2 protein-coding genes are annotated in these 1,521 nt (G+C 65.4%); one reads left to right on the forward strand and one right to left on the reverse strand.

The features are described 5' to 3' along the window. Positions 1–58: 58 nt before the first annotated feature. Positions 59–643: a hypothetical protein gene (locus DYI24_RS26420; protein WP_107343230.1), complete on the forward strand. Its 585-nt coding sequence runs from the start codon at positions 59–61 to the stop codon at positions 641–643. Positions 644–677: 34 nt separating this feature from the next. Here the strand turns inward: DYI24_RS26420 and DYI24_RS26425 are convergent. Beyond that, on the reverse strand, positions 678–1,521 hold an 844-nt coding region (locus DYI24_RS26425), incomplete at its 5' end, for a DUF2339 domain-containing protein (RefSeq protein WP_164574415.1).

Here is a 1,521-nt window from a genome sequence, read left to right on the forward strand (position 1 = left end):
TTTGTATGGTAAGGATCGGGTTAAGCGAGTTTCACCCGCTCCCAGTAGGAGTACAGGCATGTTTGCGCGTTTCGTTGTCGGCGCTGTGATATCCGGCGCTGCGGTCCTTCCGGCGATGGCTGGTTCGATGAATGCGGACGAGGCGCGCAAATTCGTCGCCAACAAGGTGTTCGCGTTCACCTGCTTCGACGGAACCCGCGGCGCAGGCCGCGTGTTCGACGATGGCGGCGCCGCCGGCCAGGTCCAATTCTCTGGCTCCGGTCCCAACCGTTTCATGCGGCTGCCCGGCAACACGCTGCAGGTTCGCGGCGAGGCGATCTGCGCGTCGATCAAGGGCATTCCGTTCGAGCCCTGCTTCAACCTCAACAAGACCAGCGAGCGCAGCTTCCGCGGGTCGGTGTCGGGGATGGGCTTTGCGTATTGCGACTTCCGCCATCAGGGCCGGATCCAGCTCGCGCGCGCGATTTCGCATTCTCACGCGCAGAGCCGGCCGCGCTCGCTGCACGCGCCGGGCACTCAGCAACGCGCCGAAGTCACCGCCAGCGTGCCGACACCGCGCGTCGAATCGGCCCGGCTCGATCCGCCGAGGGCCGAGACCGCAAAGATCGAAGCCGCGTCCGAACTGCGCCGCTCGACGGACTAACACTTATCGTTCCTGCTGCTGATCTTATGGTCAGTTAAGCCCCCGCCGACGGCGGAGGCTGCGATGGCGCGTCCGCCGCCGCTGTGCTGCGCGGCCGGAACAGGATGCGCTGATACAGCCATCCAATCGCTACCAGCACCACGCCGAGGCCCATGAAGGACAGCGCCCGGTACACGCCGGTCAGCGTCGACATGTCGATCACGAACACCTTCAGCACGGTGAGGCCGATCACCACCGCCGACGCCAGTCGCGCGCGCTGTGAGTTGAACAGCAGGCCGGCACCGAGTAGCACCACGCCGCAGATCAACCACGCCACCGAGTAGGTGTATTGTTCGGCATCGGTGGTCGGTCCGTACGACAGAATCGGGCCGTGATACACGCGCTGCACCTGCAGCGTCACGTAAGCGAGCCCCATGATCAGCGCCAATACGGCGAAGCCGTTGCCATAGGCCGGACGCCGCACGCCTGCGACCGCATAGGACAGCAGCAGCGCCAGCACGGCCGGCAGGGCGTAACCGAGCACGAGGCGGTTGATGATCAGCCCGCCGACATCGGTGGCCCAGAACGTCGGGTTCTCCCACAGCAGCAGGCCGAACACGCTGCCCAGTGCTGCGAAGATCGCGAGCAGGATCGCAGCGATATTGTGCACGGGGCTGTGGCTGCGCAGCCGCAACCGTTCCAGGCCGATTGCCATGGCCAGCGTGACGCAAACCTGCAGCGCGACTTCGGTGAGCCCCGCGCTGTCGCGATAGACGTCGCCGCCGTTTACGGCATGACGGATCTCCATGAAGGCCAGTAGCACCGTGAACAGGATCGCGGCGGATTCCACCATGCGAAGCGGTTTGTCGTCGCCGCGCCGGCGCATCCAGATGCTGGCG

It is taken from the genome of Rhodopseudomonas sp. BR0C11, from assembly GCF_010820945.1.
Classification (GTDB): Bacteria; Pseudomonadota; Alphaproteobacteria; order Rhizobiales; family Xanthobacteraceae; genus Rhodopseudomonas; species Rhodopseudomonas palustris_H.

Coding starts and splice junctions, on each gene's coding strand:
- DYI24_RS26420 (WP_107343230.1), top strand. CDS start 59: ATGTTTGCGCGTTTCGTTGTCGGCGCTGTGATATCCGGCGCTGCGGTC.